The organism is Nonomuraea sp. NPDC049129, from assembly GCF_040648495.1.
In the GTDB taxonomy this organism is placed as follows: Bacteria; Actinomycetota; Actinomycetes; order Streptosporangiales; family Streptosporangiaceae; genus Nonomuraea.
Window position 1 is genome coordinate 303,201 of sequence record NZ_JBEZDU010000011.1, and the last position, 16,120, is coordinate 319,320.

Consider the following 16,120-nt stretch of genomic DNA (forward strand, 5'->3'; position numbering starts at 1 on the left):
CGTGGCCGAATTCGACCGGGTCAAGTTGCTCGCCGCGCGCTATCGTGCCGCGAGCGACCGGCCGTACCTCGCCTCCGCGCTCTACTCGCTGACGGTCGTGCCGACCAGCGGTGTGCCGACGATGGCCGTCGATCGGCACTGGCGGTGCTATGTGTCACCGGCGTTCGTCGCGGCGACGTCCGTTCCCGAGCTCGCGGGCGTATGGATCCATGAGGTTTCTCACGTGCTGCGCGACCACCACGGCCGTGCGGACCGGCTGCCGGCCACCGACCAGCGCGACCGGTTGCGCGTGAACGTCGCCCAGGACTGCGAGATCAACGATGACCTGCTCGCCGATGGGCTGACACTGCCGGAAGGCCGGGTGGAACCCGGCACCTTCGGGCTGACGGCCGGACGGCTGTTCGAGGAGTATCTCCCGCAGTTGCCGCCGTCCGCTGTCTGCTCCGACTGCGGCTCCGGCGCCCACGGCTCACCGGGCGATTGGGAGCTCACCGGTGACGGCGGGCCGGGCGGCGTCAACACGGTCGAGTCCGAGGCTCTGCGGCGGCATACCGCCGAAGCGATGCGCGCCCACCAGCGCAACCGCGGCAGCCTTCCGGCCGGCTGGCAACGCTGGGCGGAGCAGATCCTGGAACCGACGGTCGACTGGCGCCGGGTGCTCGCGGGCGCCGTACGGGAGGCGGTCGCCTGGGCCGCCGGGGCGGTCGACTACACCTACCATCGCCCGTCCCGCCGCACCGCCGCACTGCGCGGCGTCGTGCTGCCGAGCCTGCGCCGCCCGCTGCCGGTCGTCGCGATCGTCATCGACACCTCGGGGTCCATGGGCGAGGACGAGCTCGCGGCGGCCCTCGCCGAGGTCACCGGTGTACTGCGGGAGGTCGGCGTCGGCGGTAATCGGGTCACGGTGCTCGCCTGCGACGCCGACGTACAGACCGCTGCTCGAGTGACGTCCGCGCAGCAGGTGAATCTCGCCGGTGGGGGCGGCACCGACATGCGGGTCGGCATCAGCGCGGCCCTCGCCCTGCCCGAACGGGTCGGCGTCGTGATCGTGCTGACCGACGGCTTCACTCCCTGGCCCGACGCGCCGTCGTCGGCCCGCCTCATCGCCGCGCTCATCGGCACGGATCCGCCGCCCCCGCCCGCCTGGGTCGAAGCAATCCACATTCCTGCGGGATAAACCGGCCAGATTAGCGGTCCGCTGTCCCTGTGGGCACGACCCACTGGGTGGGCTGTCCGGTGATCGATGCGACCATATCGAAGTCACCGTCGTAGTGGAGCACGGTCGCCCGGTGACGTTCGGCAGTGGCGGCAATAAGCAGATCCGCCATGGACAGGGCACGGTGAAAACCACGCTCCAACGCGACGCCCTGAACCTCGAGCACGCGCTCGAACACCTCGTCGCCGCAGTGGAGAAAGTTGAAGCCGCGCAGCAGGAAGCGGATACGGGCCATGTCCGGCTTGTTGCGAACGCTGTAGACCATCTCCCATTCCACCGCCGCGCAGGTGGCCAGGACGCCCCGGTCACTGAAATCGTCCAGAACCCGGCCGACGGAGGGATGGCCCCAGCGCGCGAGCGCCGATTTGTCAGCGAGGTAATCGGTCACGCAGCACCTTGTTGCGTGGAGCGCTGAAGGGTGCCGTCGGCATTGCGGGGACCGGTGTTCTCCACGATCTCGCTGAGGTCGAGCTCCCCGCTCTTGATCGCGTTCGCGAGCTCCTGACGGAGATGGCGCTTGACGGCATCCTCCATGGCCATGCGCACAGCCTTCGCTTTGGTCTTTGAGCCGTAGATGCGCATGGCCTCGGCCACCATCTCGTCATCGAGGTCAATGACAGTTCGGGACATGACAGGACCCTTCCATTAGCCATGGCTCCCCAAAACGATACCGCACAAGCAGGAAGATAGATATCATTTCCTGCACGAGGTGCACGAGACCTCTATCCGGCCGATCAACGAGACGCGAGCGATCTGGCGGAGATTGTTGCCCGGAAGAGCTGGGGACGACGCCGCCACGCCTCAGAGCAGTGTGCCGCCCGTCACCTCGAAACCGGCGAGCGCCTCGTCGACGCGGGCCAGCGTGTCCGGGTGCAGGACGAGGTCGGCGGCGGCCAGGTTCTCCTCGATGTGCGCGGGCGTGCGGCTGCCCGGGATGGCCACCACGTGCTCGTACTGGTGCAGCAGCCAGGCCAGCGCCAGCTGGGCCGGGGTGATGCCCAGGCGCGTGGCTAGGTCCCTGATCGGGGCGTAGCGGTCGTTGTTGCTCGCCAGGTTGTCGGCGGAGAAGCGGGGCGCGTTGTGCCGGAAGTCGCCCTCGCCGAGCCGCTGGACGGTGCCGGTGAGGAAGCCGTTGCCCAGCGGGCTCCAGGCCACGATCCCCACGCCCAGCTCGCGGGCCGTCTTGAGGAGGTCGGGATCGACCGGGCGCCACATCGACCATTCGTTCTGTACGGCCGCCACCGGGTGCACGGCGTGCGCCCTGCGCAGTTCGTCGGCGGTCACGTTCGACAGGCCAAGGTGTTTGACCAGTCCGGCCTCGACCAGCTCGGCCATCGCCCCGGCCGTCTCCTCGATCGGTACGCCCGGGTCCACGTAGTGCACGTAATAGAGGTCGATCACGTCGGTGTCCAGGTTGCGCAGGCTCCGCTCGGCGTAGCGGCGGACCAGCCTCGGCTCGGCGTTCACCCGCAGCTCGCCGAACGCGTAGCCCACCGGGTGCGATCTGCTCGCCTCACCCTCCGGGATGGCCAGGCCGAACTTGGTGGCGACCACCACCTCAGCACGCCGTCCCTTGATCGCCCGGCCGACCAGGCGTTCGTTGTGGCCGTTCACGCCGTAGGCGTCACTGGTGTCGATGTGTACCGCTCCGGCGTCGAGTGCCGCCTTGAGCGCCGTTTCCGCGCGGGTGTCGTCGATGTCGCCGTACACGCCGGGTGACAGCACCATGGCGCCGAAACCGATCGCGGGGACCGTCAGGTTGTTGCCAAGTTCACGGGTCTTCATGTGGTTCATCCTGCTTGCGGTACGCGCGGCGCGTCCAAGACCTTCTGCTATAACCATCGGTTATGGACGTGCACCTGCGTGACTTGCGGTATTTCGTGGCGGTCGCCGAGGAGCTGAACGTGACCAGGGCCGCCGAGCGGCTGTTCGTCTCGCAGCCCGCGCTGTCCAAGCAGCTGAGGGCGCTGGAACGGCAGCTCGGCTTCGACGTGTTCGAGCGCGTACCCACCGGGGTGGTGCTCACCAGGCAGGGTGAGGCGCTGTTGCCGGTGGCGCGCGAACTGCTCGACCGATGGACCGCCGGGCTGGAGACCGCCAGGGCCGCCGCGCCCACGGGCACGCTGGTCATCGGCATGCAGACGGCCGTAGGGCGGGGACTGCAGCACGAGGCGCTGCGCCTGTTCCGCGCGGCGATGCCCGGCTGGGAGGTGTCGCTGCGGCTGGTCGGCTGGGACGACCCCAGCGGCGGCCTGGCCGACGGCGGCTCCGACGTGGCCTTCATCTGGCTGCCCGTGCCGGAGGGGCTGAGCACGCATGTTCTGGCCACTGAGGGCAGAGGCGTGGCCATGCCGGACGATCACCCCCTCGCCGGGCTGGCGGAGATCCCGTTCGAGGCGCTGCGCGACGAGCCGTTCATCGCGCTGCCCGCCTCGGCCGGTCCGCTGCGCGACTACTGGCTCGCCCGCGACCTCCGCGCCGACGAACCGGTCATCGGGTTCACGGCCAACACGCCTGAAGAGGTGTTCGAGGCCGTGACCAGCGGACTGGGCGTCGTACTGGTGGCCGAGGGCAACGCCGCGCTCTACACGCGGCCGGGCCTGGTCTACCGCCCGGTGGCCGGCCTCCCGCCGGGTGAGCTGGCCATCGCCTGGCGCTCCGGCGATAAAAGACGAGAAGTCAGGGCATTCATCGACGCGCTTCGAGAGAGCGCCACTAAGGTCTGACCGATACGGATCCCGCGAAAGGGCAACCCATGAGCGACGACTACACGATCACCTTCGATCTGATCGACGTTGACAATGACGGCCGGATCTCCGCCGAAGAGCTGGTCGGGCTGATGGAGGTGCTCGGTCAGCCGATCACGCTGGAGGCCGCGCAGGCCGGAGTGGAGAAGCTCGACAAGGACGGCGACGGCCTGATCGACGTCGAGGAGTTCGGCACCTTCCTGCAGAGGTAAAACAAGCACTTGCTACACAAACCTCTGCCGCACGGGTAACAATGGCGACAGGAGGGACGATGGCCATCAAGAGTGACACCAGCGAGACCCGGATCTCCGCGGACATCGTGAAGACGCTCAGGGCCGGAATCGGCCGGATCTCCGCCGAGGTGATCGCGGAGATCCAGGCTCGCATCCCCGAGTACGCCAGACCGTCCGACGAGGTCTACATCAAGGTCGTCAGGATGGCCGTCGAGCAGGCCATCGACGGCTTCCTCGACCACATCCAGGACCCCGCCGCCCCCTGGGACCCCGAGCCGTTCCGCATGATCGGCAAGGGCGAGGCGGCGGAGGGGCGCAACCTGGAGCCGCTGCAGGCCGCGATGCGGCTGGGCGCCAGGGTCGGCTGGCGGCGGCTGACCGAGATCGCCGACACCCTCGGGCTTTCCCCGCAGTCCCTGTACGACCTGGGCGAGGCCATCTTCGTCTACCTCGACCAGCTCGCCGACGCCGCGGCCGAGGGCTTCGACGAGGCCAGGGCGCACGCGGCGGGCGAGATCGAGCGCCGCCGCAACCGCCTGCTCGACCTGCTGCTGAGCCGGCCACCCGCCGGCGCGGAGGCCATCTCCGACCTGGCCAAGGCCGCCGGGTGGCGGCTGCCCAAGACCGTGGCCTGTGTCGCCCTCGACGACCAGCACGGCACCTGCCGCTCACCCGCGATGCCGCCCGACGTGCTGATGGGCCTGGACCGAGCCACGCCCTGCCTGCTCATACCCGACCCGAACGGCCCCGGCCAGGCGCGCATGCTGGAGACCGCGCTCCGCGGCTACCTGGGCGCCATCGGGCCGCCCGTGCCCCTGACCGCCGCCGCGGCGTCGCTGCGCTGGGCGGCCGAAGCGCTGGAGCTGTCCGGGCGCGGCGTGCTGCCGCGCGGCCTGCTGCACTGCGCGGACCACATGGCGACGCTGGTGGTGTTCAAGGACGAGGAACTGGTCAACGCGCTGGCGGAGGTACGCCTGGCGCCACTGGCCCACCTGCGGCCCACACAGCAGGACCGGCTGGCGGAGACGCTGCTGGCCTGGCTGCGGTACGGCCGCGGGGCTGGTGAGGTGGCGGCTCGGCTGCACGTACATCCGCAGACGGTCCGTTACCGGTTGCGGCAGCTGGAGGAGCTCTACGGCGATCAGCTCGCCGATCCGGACATCCGCTTCGAGCTGGAGATCGTGCTCCGTGCTCGCCGGGCCGCCCTGAACGTCATACACGGAAAAGTCTGAGGCGCTCCTCGCCTATGCGCTCGCGGAGGCGGCCGTCTTCGATGCCGAGGTCCTGCTCGGGGGCCAGTGCGAGCACGCCGACCTTGCCGACGTGCTGGTTCAGTTGTACGGAGCGCGCCGCGTCCCCCGCCTTTTCCAGCGGGTACACCCGGGAGAGCGTGGGGTGGATCATGCCGAGCGAGATGAGCCGGTTGGTCTCGTGGCACTCCTGGTAGTTCGCGCCGTGTGAGCCGATGATCTGCTTGAGCCGCATCCACAGGTGGCGGTTGTCGTAGGTGTGGTCGTACCCGCTGGACGAGCCACACGTGACCACCTTTCCACCTTTTTTCGCGACATATACCGAAGCGCCGAAAGTGTCCTTTCCGGTGTGCTCGAACACGATGGCCGAGTCCTCCCCCACCAACCGCCTGACCTCCGCCCCCAGCCCGCGCCAGCCCTTCTCATCGGTCAGGTCGTCGAAGCGCGATCGGTCGACGACGTGCTCGCAGCCCATCTCGCGCAGCAGCGCGGCCTTCTCCGGCGAGCTCACCACGCCGACGGGGATGCCGCCGCCGTTCCTGACGAGCTGCACACCGTACGCGCCGAGGCCGCCCGTCGCCCCCCACAACAGCACCACGTCGCCCTGCTTCATCCGGGCGCCGCGCTCGCCGACCAGCATCCGGTACGCCGTCGACGCGCACAGCATGTTGCACGCCGCCTCCTCCCAGCTCAGATGCCTCGGCTTGGGCAGCAACTGGGTCGCCTTGACCACCGCGAACTCCGCCAGCCCCCCGAAGTTCGTCTCGAACCCCCAGGCGCGCAGGTCCGCGGCCAGCATCCCGTCGTGCTGCACCATCGGGTCCTGGCTGTCGAGGTACGCGGGGCTGGTGACGACGCGATCCCCGGGACGCCAGTGCCGTACCGCCTGACCCGCTCTGACGACCACCCCGGCCGCGTCGGAGCCGAGCACGTGGGTGGGCAGGTCGTGCCGGGGATCCGTACGGCCGAACCGCTCCAGGAAGGCGAACGTCGGGATCGGCTCGAACATCGCCGACCAGACCGTGTTGAAGTTGATCGCGCTGGCCATGACCGCGACAAGCACCTCGTCGGGGGCCAACTCCGGCATCGGCACCTCGCCTACGTGGAGCGACCTCCGCACGTCCTTGTCCGGGCCGTCGTTGTCTTGGCCGTCGTTGTCTTGGCCGTCGAACATGCCGACCTCATCCTTGCGGAGGTGTACGGCGCGGTAGCGCGTCGGCACCTCCAGGCTCGCCAGCTCGGCAGGCGCCGCGCCCGCCACCACGGCCTCTGCCAGCGTCATGCGAGCCTCCTCTTCAGGTCGGCGGCGATGCCTTCGACGTGGGGTGGATCGAGCAGGTTGAGGTGATGCGCGCCGGGGACCTCGATGATCTCTAGACGGGGACAGTACGGGCGAAAGCCACGTGCCGGATCGTCCGCGTGGGCGTACCGCACGTCCTCGACGGCCCAAGGGGTCGGCTCCGTGGACCGATAGAGGAGCACGTCGCCCAGGTACGGCCCGGCCTCGTAGCGGTCGATGGCCCTAGCGTCCTCGTGCGAGGTGATCTGGTGACGCAGGATGGCCGGGCTGAGCAGTTCCAGCACGCCGGACTCCGCGATCCGCTCCTCGGCCAGCGCGACCTGCCCGCGCTCGTCGAGCGACACAAGCTCTCGCGGGTCGAGGCGGACCCGAACGCCATAGGTGTCACGCAGATAGGCCGCGAAGTCCACGTACCGCCGGGCCTGGATCTCCCGCCGCCGCTCCTCGGGCACCCGCTCGGGCAGCCCCGAGTCGATCATCACGACCAGTTCGACGTCGTCGCCCAGCCGTCTGGCGATCTCGAACGCCAGGATCCCCCCGAACGACCAGCCACCCAGCCGGTACGGTCCCGGGCAGGTCCGTTTGACGGCCTCGGCGTAACGGGCGGCCCGCTCTGGGATGCCCAGCTCAGCCGCGTCGTCCAGCCGTTCCAGGCCGATGACCGGGAGGTCTAGGCGGGCAGCCAGCAGGGCGTACACACCTGTGGTGCCACCGGCGGGGTGGGCCAGGAACAGCGGCCAGCCGCCGGTCCGTTCGGTGCGGTCGGCCTGTTCGATGCGGTGAGTCCGTTCGGTGCGGTCGGGCCGTTTGATCCCGGTTCGTTCGGTTCTTTCGGTGAGGGGTCTGACGGTGGCGAGCCCGGCTTCGGCCATCTCGCCCTGGCGTACGGCATCGGCGACCTCGGCCACCCGCGCTCTCTCCCGTCCGCCGACCATCGCGACCGATCTGCCGAGTTCGAGGCGGAGAAGGTCGAGGGCCTTCGCCAGCGTGTCCGGCGCGATGGTCTCAGTGACCGAGGGTTCGCGTCCCAGCAGACCGGTCAGCACCCGAACCACCTGCCGCTCCGCCGCATCCCTCGGCCCGACCACCACACGCCCGTTGACAGCACCCGACGGTCCGGCTGTGCCGCGCGGCGGCCCTGTCACCGCGTCCTGATCCGCTGGCCCTGTCGGCACGTCTACCTGACCTGCGGTAGCGCGCGCTGGACCTGTCGGCGTGTCCGCCTGACTCGCTGAGGCGGGTGGCGGTTTGGACTGCGGGAGGGCCAGGTCGGCGGTGACGGCCTGGGCCAGTTCGCCCAACGTCCCGCCGTTGAGCAGCGGTGTCGTCGGGATCGTGACGCCGAAGTCGTACTCGATCAGGCCACGCAGCCGGGTGGCGGCCAGCGAGTCGAGCCCCCGGTCGGTGAGCACGGCACCCTCGTCGAGCCACACCGGCTCCACCCCGAGCACGGCCGCGACCCGCTCTCTGACGGCGGCCAGCACCCCCTCGGGCCCGAGGTCGCGTCGCACCTCTGGGGCGAGGTCGGCGACGTCCGAGAAGTACGGAAGGCGACCGATCCCAGGAAACACCGACAAAGCCGCAGCTGGGGCGATCCTGACCACTCCCGCACACCGGTCCCGCTGGATCAACGCCTCAAACGCCTCGACACCCTCCTCGACAGTCAGCGGCTCGACGCCCGGCATCGTGGCGGCCCCGGCCCACGTACCCCAGCCGATGGCGATGGCGGGCAGCCCCCGGGCGCGGCGCAGTCGGCAGAGGGCCTCCAGCCAGGCGTTGGCCGTGGCGTAAGCGGCCTGCCCGGGGGAGCCGAGCAGCGCGGCGGCGGAGGAGAAGGCCACCCACCAGTCGAGGTCCAGGTGTTCGGTGGCTCGGTGGAGGTTGAGCGCGCCGTCCACCTTGGCGGCCCAGACCCGTTCGAGGCTGCTGGGGTCGAGGTCGGCGACCAGACGGTCGTCCAGGACTCCGGCCGCGTGTACGACTCCGCGCAGCCGTACCCCTCCCGCGGTCGCGGCCGCAACGAGCCGCTCGGCCGTACCCTGCGCGGCCAGATCACCCGCCACCACCTGGGCGACGCCCACGAGGTCGCTGGGCACGGGGGTGGCGGCCCGGCCATTCAGCACGATACGGGTGGCGCCAAGGCGGGCCAGCCGACGCGCGACAACCAGCCCGAGCCTCCCGTACCCACCGGTGATCACATAACCGCCGGGCCCCGCGACCGCCATGGCAGAGCGCAAGGTCGCCGAACGCGGGGTCGCGGGGGCGGGGGCTGCCAGGCGGGAGGTCGCCGGGCCGGGGGTCAGGGTGGCGCGGCGCAGTCGGGCCGCGTAGCGGACGCCGTCGCGCCAGGCCACCTCGTCGTCTCCGGTCGGGGTGGCGAGTTCCCGTGGCAGCACGCCGGGGTCGTCGACGTCCACCAGCCTGACGCGGGCCTCGGGACGCTCCAGCGCCAGCACTCTGACCAGCCCGCTCAACGAAGCGGGGCCGGGATCTGCGGCCTCTCCGTCCCGTACGGATTGAGCGCGTTCGGTGACGATCGTGAGCTGTGTCCCCTGGTCGGCGAGGCGGGCCAGGTCCAGGATCAGCCGCCGAGCCGCCGGCGGCTCCAGCAGCCGCGGAACCCGCACAACAGCGCCCGACCCCTGAGCCGTCTCTTGGACGTCGCCCGCCGGAGTCGTCGGCAAGGGGGCGGGGACCCAGACGCGTTCGACGAGCTTGGCGTCGAGGGGCACCGGGATGCTCGATGCCGCGAGCTCCCGGCTCTCGACGCCGTGGAGCGTGCCGTCCGCCGCCACCCGCCGTACCCTCTCCAGGGCTTCGGGCGGCGCGGCTGGCTGCGTGTCCAGGGCTTCGGGCGGCGCGGCCGGCTGCGTGAGGCTGGCCGAGCCGTAGACGGTCCAGGAGCCCGCGGCGTTCTTGGCAGTCACCTCCACCCGCGTTCCCGCCAAGGTGACCGTCACCTGCGCGGGCAGGGGAAGCAGCGCGTGCAGGGCCACCTCGTAAAGCTCCACACCGTGCGACTCCGCCGAGCCGTGCGACTCCGCCGAGCCATGCAGTTCCACCGAGCCATGCAGCTCCGCTGAGCCGTACACCTCCACGGCCGCTGCATGCGCCAGTCTGGCCACGGCGGTGAGCGGGAGCACGGGGTGGCCGTGGCGGTGCCAGTCGGACGGGTCCAGGCGCCAGGGCGCGTCGGTGAGGTCGCCGAGCGCGGTGGTCCACGCATGTCCGGCCGGGGTCTCGACGTGCGCGCCGAGCAGGCGGTGTCCTGGCGGGCGGCGGTACGGGGTGACCCAGTGGCGGGTGTGTCGCCACGGCGCCCCCGGTACGTCCACCACCCGCCCACGTGTACTGGGCGTGATGGCGGTCGCCACGGTGGCGAGTTGGGAGTGGAAGGCGTCGTCGTGGTGGCGTTCGAGGGAGTGGGTGATCATCGTCGCGGCCGGGAGTGTGTCCTGGAGCGCCTGGCTCAGCACGGGGTGCGGGCTGAGCTCGGTGAAGACAGTGAAGCCGTCCTCCGCGGCGGCCTGTACTGCCTGGAGGAGACGCACCGGTCGGCGCACGCCAGCGGCCCAGTACGCGGCCTCGAATGTGGGGGTCTCGCGAGGGTCGTCCAAGACCGTGGAGTAGAACGGCAGGCGCGGCTTGGCGGGGGTGATGGCGGCCAGCTCGTTCCTGATCTTCGGCAGCAGAGGGGCGACCTGGGGTGAGTGTCCGGCGCCTTCGGTGGTGAGTGTTCTGGCGAACAGCCCTCGTGCCTCGACCTCCGCCACGAACCGGGCGACCCGCTCGGGAGCGCCGGTGACGACGGTCTGGTGCGGGGCGGAATGAACCGCCACATACAGGTCACCGGGCACCTCATCGGCAGCCACCCCGACCACGGCCATCGCCCCACCACCATCGCCATCGTGACTGCCATCCCCATCCCGACCGCCACCGCCACCGTGACTGCGACCATCACCGCCGCCGAGGCCGCCGAGGCCGCCGAGGCTGGCGAGGCTGGCGAGGCTGGCGAGGAGGCGGGCGCGGCGGCAGATCACGCGTACCGCGTCGTGCTGGTCGAGGCCGCCCGCCACCACGGCAGCCGCCACCTCGCCCATCGAGTGGCCGATCACGGCGGCGGGCTCGATGCCGTACGCCTGCCACAGGCGGGCCAAGGCGAGCTGGACGGCGAAGATCATGGGCTGGACGGTGGCCACGCCCTGGGCCTCCGGGGCGTGGAGGTCGATGCCGGCCTCAGCTCGGAACAGGGGCGCGAGCTCGTCGATGGCCTGCTTGTAGGGCGGCTCCGTTTCGTACAGGTGGTGGCCCATGGCCGGCCACTGCGAGCCGTACCCGCTGAAGACCCACACCGGGCCGACCGGCGCCAGGGGGACGGGCCGGGGCGTGATGGCGGCGAGGCGTTCACGCAGCTCGGCCGCGTTAGCGGCGGTCACAACGGCAGCCACGGGGGCAATGACGGGGGCGGTCACAGGGGCGGCCGCGCGAGCGCCACCGGCTCGCCTGGCCAGGGTGTGGGCCACGTCGCCGAGGTCGGCCGAGGGCTGCCATGCGGCCAGCCTCTCCGCGTACTGCCGCACGCGATCGGGCGTGGCACCGGTGAGAACGAAGACGTGCTGGGCGGGCGCGAGCTGCAAGGGTTGCGTGAGTTGAGCAGGGACGGGGTGGGTGAGGGCGGGCTGGGCGGTCGTTGAGGCGGTCGGGCGGGCGGAAGCCGCCTCCCCCACCGCCCGATAAGCGGCCAGAGCGATGTGTGCGTTGGTGCCGCCGAAGCCGAACGACGACACCCCCGCGCGTGCGTCCGCCCGTGGCCACGGCGTCGGCGAGGTGACGACTCGCAGCCTCTCCCACGGGATGTGCGGGTTCGGCTGCCGGAAGTGGAGGCTGGGTGGGATCACGCCGTGCCACAGCGCCAGGACCGTCTTGATGAGCCCCGCGACCCCGGCCGCCGCCTCCAGGTGGCCGAGGTTCGTCTTGGCCGAGCCGAGCAGCACCTGCCCGGGAAACGCCCCGGCGATGGCCCGCGCCTCGATGGGGTCGCCGAGGAACGTGCCCGTTCCGTGTGCCTCCACGTAGTCGGGTCCCCGGTCCAGCCCCGCGTACACCTGGCGCAGCAGGGCCTCCTGCGCTTCGGGGTTGGGGGCGACGAGGCCGTTGGAGCGGCCGTCCTGGTTGACGCCGGTCTCCCTGATCACCGCCAGCACGCGGTCGCCGTCCCGTTCGGCGTCCGTCAGGCGTTTGAGTACGACGACGCCGCAGCCCTCGGCCCGCACCATGCCGTCGGCCGACGCGTCGAACGCCTTGCACCGCCCGTCCGCCGCCGTACCGCCGCCCTGGTCGAAGGCCACCGTGACCAGGGGCGACAGCAGCAGGTTCACCCCGGCGGCCAGGGCCAGGTCGCACTCTCCCGATCTCAGGGCGCCTACAGCCAGGTGGGTGGCGATGAGTGAGGACGAGCAGGCCGTATCCACCGCCATCGAGGGGCCGCGCAGGTCGAGCAGGTAGGACAGGCGGTTCGCGGCGATGCTGAGCGCCGCGCCGGTGGCCGTCCACGCGCCGACGCCGCTCAGGTCCGCGCTGGTCAAGTAGGCGTACTCGGCCCCGGAGATGCCGACGTACGTCCCGGTACGGCTGCCGCCCAGCGACCTCGGCGCGATGCCGCCGTGCTCCAGCGCCTCCCAGGCCGTCGCCAGGAGCAGCCGCTGCTGCGGATCCATGAGCGCCGCCTCGCCCGGCGCGATCCCGAAGAACTCCGCGTCGAACCCGGCCACGTCCTCCAGGAAGCCGCCGTGCCTGGTCGTCCCGGCCAGTACCTCCTCCGTACGCGCCGATCCGTCGTCGAACGCCTCCCACCGCCCCGCGGGCACCTCCCCGACCGCGTCCCGCCCGTCGAGCAGCAGCTCCCAGTACGCCTCGGGGCCGTGCGCGCCCGGCAACCGGCACCCCACCCCGACCACCGCCACCGGCTCACCCGGGTCGCCGGGGATCTCTGCCCGGTCCTCCTGGGGCGGTCCCGCGAGTGCGCGGGCCAGACGGTTGATCGTCGGGTGCTCCCAGGCCAGGGTCGGGCTCAGCTGCCTGCCGAGCAGCTCGGCCAGCTCGCCCGCGATCGCCACCGCGTCACGTGACGACAGGCCGTACTCCTCCAGCGGCCGTTCCGGATCGACCCGCTCGACGCCGCGTGACGCGATCCGCTCGGTGAGGAAGCGGCGGATGTCGGCTTCGCCCAGTACGTTCACGAGGGCTCCCATGCTGCCGGGTGATCGGCCAACATACCCACACGCCGTGGCACCGGGGCAGGCCCGTACCGAACATTCCTCGGGTCTGATTTGTCACGCCGGTGATAACCCCCGGTTTTGTCCGGCAGAGCGCACCCAACGGCGATATTTCGTTGCGTTGGGGCATAGCTGGACCGGTGCCCGGGCCCCTAGCCTCGCCTCCGGTCTCACTTGCGAAGGGGAGCTCTCATGCGATCCCGCGCCCTGCTGGCACTGGCGACGACGGTGCTCCTCGTCGGCTCGAACGCCACCCCCGTACTCGCCGATCCGGGCTGGTTGCTCGTGCCCGACGGAAAATCGACCACCGCGACGAACTACATGCCCGGCCAGAAAGCCCTCCCCGGCAGTGCCCGCGTCGTGCGGGAGAGGTGGCTGAGCCCTCGCATGCTCGACCTCCTCATCTCCTCACCGTCGATCGGCCTGATGACGCCGGTCCGCCTGCTGCTCCCCAAGGGCTGGTCCAAGCAGGCGAACCGTACCTGGCCCGTCCTGTACCTCCTCCATGGCGGCGCCGACAACTACACCTCCTGGACCCGCATGACCGACATCGCCGGCTTCACCGAGAATCTGGACGCCATGGTCGTCATGCCGGAAGCAGGCCGGGCCGGTAACTACTCCGACTGGTACAACGGCGGCAAGGGCGGCACACCGGCGTGGGCCACGTTCCACACGTATGAGGTGCGACGACTGCTGGAGATCGGCTACCGAGCGGGCACCCGGCGAGCCGTGGCCGGCCTGTCGATGGGGGCGTACGGGGCGATGAAGTACGCGGCCCGCTATCCGGGGATGTTCCGCTTCGCCGGCGCGTACAGCGGCATCATGGCCACCGAGATCCCCGGCATCCCCGCGATCATCATGAACGCTCAGGCCAGCGAGAAGCAGGACCCCAAGGCCCTGTGGGGCGACCCCATCCGCGACAGGCAGGTCTGGGCGGCCAACGACCCCGTGGCCCTGGCCCCGAGGCTGAGGGGCGTCTCCATCTACATGTCCAGCGGCACGAACAGCTTCATGGGCCCCCTGGACCCGCCCGGCTCCCCCTGGCACCCGGCCCACCTGGGCGAACCCATCTCCGCCTACACGGTCAAAGCCCTGAGCAAGCGCCTGAACAGCCTGGGCATCCAGCACACCCTGAACCTGTACGGCAACGGCACCCACACCTGGCCGTACTGGATCAGGGAGTTCAAGAACTCGTACCCCATGATCTTGGCCGCGCTGGGCCTGCCGGGCGGCGGCCCGCCCAAGCTGGACACGACGGACCGCCAGGGCGACTGGCAGTTGGCCAACCCCCGGCCCTGAGCATGTCACCGCCTGTCTTCGACGGCTTTCCGGACGCCAATAAAACGGGCATAAGGCCGATGTTCCTGGGTATTCACGCCCGAAAACCGAACCACTGCGGCGAATGTGGCGTTCTAAGATCTCGCGGTGGCGCATACTGGAGTAGATGAAGCCACCCAGCGCCGCGACCCGGCGCCACCTGCCCACCAGCCCCTTCAAGCCCCCGCCTCCGGCGCCGCCGGTCGAGCAGTTCAGCATGCACGACCAGGTGTCCCACGACCGCTACGGTCTCGGTCGGGTCATCGGTGTCGAGGACGAGGCCGTCCTCATCGACTTCGGATCACGACAGGAACGCATCACGACCCCATACGCCAAGCTGATCAAACTCTGAAACCGCCTGGCACCATCTGAAGCGGGCAGCGTTCGCCAGAGGGCGCTGTCGGTGTGTGTTGACGCGTGTTATCGGGCCCGGCCCTGTAAGTATGGTCACCGCCTTCAGGCGCTCTGCGCCGATGGAGCTCGGGCGGTGACAGTGGGGACATGTCCCCGCACCTCCGGCGAGGTGACCTTCCGGCCCTCGTGCTCCCCGGGCCCAAGCCGTCTGGCCAGTTCGTGCTATCGGAAATCCAGCCTGCGGCGTGTGCCCCAGGGCGGCGAGCCACGACCTCCTCATCGTGCGACTTGCCTTTGACGTATGGGTCAAGGGTTAAGGTCGCGACGCCATAAGGGCCCCTTGCCCACCGCTGAGGAGCGTCGCATGCCTGCCCTGCCCCACACGTCCCGCGAAGCCTTGCCCCGTACGTCCCGCGAAGTCCGGCTTGCCAGTCTGCCCGACGGCCTGCCAAGGCCGGAGCACTTCGAGGTCGTCGAGACGCCACTGCCGGTGCCCGAAGAAGGCCAGGTACTGGTCCGCAACCGCTTCTTCCACGTCTTCGCGGCACTCCGCACCCTGATCGGCGGATCGGTGAAGGGCGCGCCGTTCCCGCCTCTCCTCCCCGGTGACACCCTGTTCGGGGCGGCGATCGGTGAGGTCGTGTCAGCGCCCGCGGACAGCGGGCTGCGCCCCGGCGAGCTGGTCTCGCACTGGCTCGGGTGGCGCGAGTACGCGGCCGTGGCCGCCGCCCAATGCACCCCGCTGGGTGACACACTGCCCGACCCTGTCGCTCATCTGGCACAGGGCTGGACCGCGTACGCCGCGTTGACCCTGGGCGCCGAGGTACGGCCCGGAGACACCGTGTTCGTCTCCGGCGGCGCCGGCGCGGTCGGCTCGCTGGCCGGGCAGATCGCCCGGCTGCTCGGCGCGGGCCAGGTCATCGGCAGCACCGGCTCGCGGGAGAAGGCCGAGCGGCTGGTGTCCGAGCTGGGGTACAACGCCGCCGTGATCCGCGGCGCGGAGCCGATCGACGAGCAGCTGGCCAAGATCGCGACGGACGGCATCGACGTCCTCCTGGACAACGTCGGCGGCGAACAGCTCCAGGCGGCGGTGGCCGCGGCCCGGCCCGGGGCGCGGTTCGTCCTGGTCGGCGCACTGTCCGGCCAGATGTCGGCACATGGCACCGGTACGACGGCGCCGGTCGAACTGGACACCTACCAGCTCATCCTCAAAGGCATCGCCATGCGTGGCTTCAGCGCCCCGGACGACGCGCGGGCACGAGCACAGTGGACCGAGCGCTTCGGCGGCTGGCTGCGTTCCGGAGAGATCACGTTTCCGCACGTACGAGTGCCGGGCATCGAGCAGGCTCCCCAAGCGTTGCACGAGATGATCGGCGGCCGGCATCTCGGAGCCGTCGTCGTAGAGCTCTAGTTACCTTTGGAGGGCTG

The 16,120-nt window shown here is 70.6% G+C and carries 12 protein-coding genes; 7 read left to right on the forward strand and 5 right to left on the reverse strand.

Annotation, left to right across the window (positions count from 1 at the left end; all coding sequences use genetic code 11):
- The first annotated feature begins 1 nt into the window (after position 1).
- A complete protein-coding gene (locus AB0B64_RS33005) occupies positions 2-1,177 on the forward strand; it encodes a VWA-like domain-containing protein (protein WP_358182045.1) in 1,176 nt (391 codons plus the stop codon).
- Positions 1,178-1,187: 10 nt separating this feature from the next.
- Here AB0B64_RS33005 and AB0B64_RS33010 read toward each other — a convergent pair whose 3' ends face one another.
- The 3 genes from AB0B64_RS33010 to AB0B64_RS33020 all read right to left on the reverse strand — a co-directional run bounded on the left by AB0B64_RS33010 (position 1,188) and on the right by AB0B64_RS33020 (position 3,001).
- Positions 1,188-1,604: a PIN domain nuclease gene (locus tag AB0B64_RS33010; RefSeq protein ID WP_358182048.1), complete on the reverse strand. Its 417-nt coding sequence runs from the start codon at positions 1,602-1,604 to the stop codon at positions 1,188-1,190.
- Positions 1,601-1,846 carry a type II toxin-antitoxin system VapB family antitoxin gene (locus AB0B64_RS33015; protein WP_357651335.1) on the reverse strand — a complete coding sequence of 82 codons (246 nt, stop codon included), beginning with the start codon at positions 1,844-1,846 and terminating at the stop codon, positions 1,601-1,603. Before AB0B64_RS33015 ends, AB0B64_RS33010 begins: the two co-directional genes overlap by 4 nt.
- Before the next feature lie 171 nt (positions 1,847-2,017).
- Positions 2,018-3,001 carry an aldo/keto reductase gene (locus AB0B64_RS33020; protein ID WP_358182051.1) on the reverse strand — a complete coding sequence of 328 codons (984 nt, stop codon included), beginning with the start codon at positions 2,999-3,001 and terminating at the stop codon, positions 2,018-2,020.
- Between the two features lie 62 nt (positions 3,002-3,063).
- On the opposite strand from AB0B64_RS33020, the gene AB0B64_RS33025 reads away from it, so the two are divergent.
- From AB0B64_RS33025 to AB0B64_RS33035, 3 genes are read left to right on the forward strand one after another with little or no spacing between them, the layout of a single operon-like run.
- The gene (locus tag AB0B64_RS33025; protein ID WP_357957847.1) at positions 3,064-3,942 is read left to right on the forward strand and encodes a LysR family transcriptional regulator; all 879 of its coding nucleotides are present in this window, start codon (positions 3,064-3,066) and stop codon (positions 3,940-3,942) included.
- A 29-nt stretch (positions 3,943-3,971) separates the two neighbouring features.
- Positions 3,972-4,175, forward strand: coding sequence for an EF-hand domain-containing protein (locus AB0B64_RS33030; protein WP_357957849.1), 204 nt, complete (start codon positions 3,972-3,974; stop codon positions 4,173-4,175).
- A 59-nt stretch (positions 4,176-4,234) separates the two neighbouring features.
- Positions 4,235-5,428 (forward strand): helix-turn-helix domain-containing protein, encoded by a 1,194-nt coding sequence (locus tag AB0B64_RS33035; RefSeq protein ID WP_357957850.1) that lies wholly within the window; start codon positions 4,235-4,237, stop codon positions 5,426-5,428.
- On the opposite strand, the gene ccrA is transcribed toward AB0B64_RS33035, so the two are convergent.
- Both ccrA and AB0B64_RS33045 read right to left on the reverse strand, forming a co-directional pair.
- Positions 5,409-6,728 (reverse strand): crotonyl-CoA carboxylase/reductase, encoded by a 1,320-nt coding sequence (gene ccrA, locus AB0B64_RS33040; protein WP_358182054.1) that lies wholly within the window; start codon positions 6,726-6,728, stop codon positions 5,409-5,411. The two genes, AB0B64_RS33035 and ccrA, sit on opposite strands and share 20 nt — an antisense overlap.
- Positions 6,725-12,985, reverse strand: coding sequence for an SDR family NAD(P)-dependent oxidoreductase (locus AB0B64_RS33045; protein ID WP_358182057.1), 6,261 nt, complete (start codon positions 12,983-12,985; stop codon positions 6,725-6,727). Before AB0B64_RS33045 ends, ccrA begins: the two co-directional genes overlap by 4 nt.
- Positions 12,986-13,213: 228 nt before the next feature.
- On the opposite strand from AB0B64_RS33045, the gene AB0B64_RS33050 reads away from it, so the two are divergent.
- The 3 genes from AB0B64_RS33050 to AB0B64_RS33060 all read left to right on the forward strand — a co-directional run bounded on the left by AB0B64_RS33050 (position 13,214) and on the right by AB0B64_RS33060 (position 16,103).
- The gene (locus AB0B64_RS33050; protein ID WP_358182060.1) at positions 13,214-14,320 is read left to right on the forward strand and encodes an alpha/beta hydrolase family protein; all 1,107 of its coding nucleotides are present in this window, start codon (positions 13,214-13,216) and stop codon (positions 14,318-14,320) included.
- 145 nt (positions 14,321-14,465) lie between these two features.
- Positions 14,466-14,690, forward strand: coding sequence for a hypothetical protein (locus tag AB0B64_RS33055; protein ID WP_225300811.1), 225 nt, complete (start codon positions 14,466-14,468; stop codon positions 14,688-14,690).
- A 366-nt stretch (positions 14,691-15,056) separates the two neighbouring features.
- A complete protein-coding gene (locus tag AB0B64_RS33060) occupies positions 15,057-16,103 on the forward strand; it encodes an NADP-dependent oxidoreductase (protein WP_358182063.1) in 1,047 nt (348 codons plus the stop codon).
- The last annotated feature ends 17 nt before the right edge of the window (positions 16,104-16,120 follow it).

Coding starts and splice junctions, on each gene's coding strand:
- AB0B64_RS33015 (WP_357651335.1), bottom strand. CDS start 1,846: ATGTCCCGAACTGTCATTGACCTCGATGACGAGATGGTGGCCGAGGCC.
- AB0B64_RS33020 (WP_358182051.1), bottom strand. CDS start 3,001: ATGAAGACCCGTGAACTTGGCAACAACCTGACGGTCCCCGCGATCGGT.
- AB0B64_RS33025 (WP_357957847.1), top strand. CDS start 3,064: ATGGACGTGCACCTGCGTGACTTGCGGTATTTCGTGGCGGTCGCCGAG.
- AB0B64_RS33030 (WP_357957849.1), top strand. CDS start 3,972: ATGAGCGACGACTACACGATCACCTTCGATCTGATCGACGTTGACAAT.
- AB0B64_RS33035 (WP_357957850.1), top strand. CDS start 4,235: ATGGCCATCAAGAGTGACACCAGCGAGACCCGGATCTCCGCGGACATC.
- ccrA (WP_358182054.1), bottom strand. CDS start 6,728: ATGACGCTGGCAGAGGCCGTGGTGGCGGGCGCGGCGCCTGCCGAGCTG.
- AB0B64_RS33050 (WP_358182060.1), top strand. CDS start 13,214: ATGCGATCCCGCGCCCTGCTGGCACTGGCGACGACGGTGCTCCTCGTC.
- AB0B64_RS33055 (WP_225300811.1), top strand. CDS start 14,466: ATGAAGCCACCCAGCGCCGCGACCCGGCGCCACCTGCCCACCAGCCCC.
- AB0B64_RS33060 (WP_358182063.1), top strand. CDS start 15,057: ATGCCTGCCCTGCCCCACACGTCCCGCGAAGCCTTGCCCCGTACGTCC.